Below are 703 nucleotides of genomic sequence, written 5' to 3'. Positions count from 1 at the left end.
AGAGGAGCTTAAGGTGACTGTTCCAAAACTTGGTGACAAAAAACAAATTGTAGAACTCTCCACCCGAAATGCTAAATACTTTAGGCAGGAACGGTTTAAACAGATGAAGATCGTGGATCCAGACAGGCATGTCAACAGGGTGATGGCACAAATGAAGCAGGACCTGCGATTGCCGGAGGAGCCGCGGCATATTGAATGTTTTGACAACTCCAACATCCAGGGGAGCAATCCCGTGGCAGCCTGTGTGGTATTTAGAGATGGAAAACCCAGCAAAAAAGATTACCGGAAGTTCAATATTAAAACCGTCGAAGGACCCAATGATTTTGCTTCTATGGAAGAAGTAGTATTTAGGCGATACCGCAGGTTGCTGGAGGAAGGGGAACCTTTGCCGCAGTTGATCATTGTTGATGGTGGAAAAGGCCAGCTATCTTCGGGTGTAAAGGCGCTGGAAACTTTGGGCCTTCGGGGGAAGATCGCTATTATAGGTATTGCTAAACGACTTGAGGAGATCTTTTACCCCGGAGATTCTATTCCGCTGTACCTGGACAAAAAATCTGAAACTTTAAAGATCATTCAGCATTTAAGGAATGAAGCCCATCGTTTTGGCATCACCTTTCACCGGCAAAAGCGCAGCAGTGTCGCTTTGAATACTGAACTGGAGGAACTTCCGGGAATAGGGGAAAAAACGGTGGTGGAACTGCTA

1 protein-coding gene is annotated in these 703 nt (G+C 46.1%); it reads left to right on the top strand.

Going from position 1 to position 703, the window contains the following annotated elements; all coding sequences use genetic code 11:
* Nucleotides 1–703 (top strand): excinuclease ABC subunit UvrC (locus HC176_RS15635; protein WP_483414751.1); only part of this gene is annotated, 703 nt, incomplete at both ends.

Source organism: Tamlana crocina (genome assembly GCF_012037625.1).
This window is presented reverse-complemented; position numbering and strand designations above follow the sequence as displayed.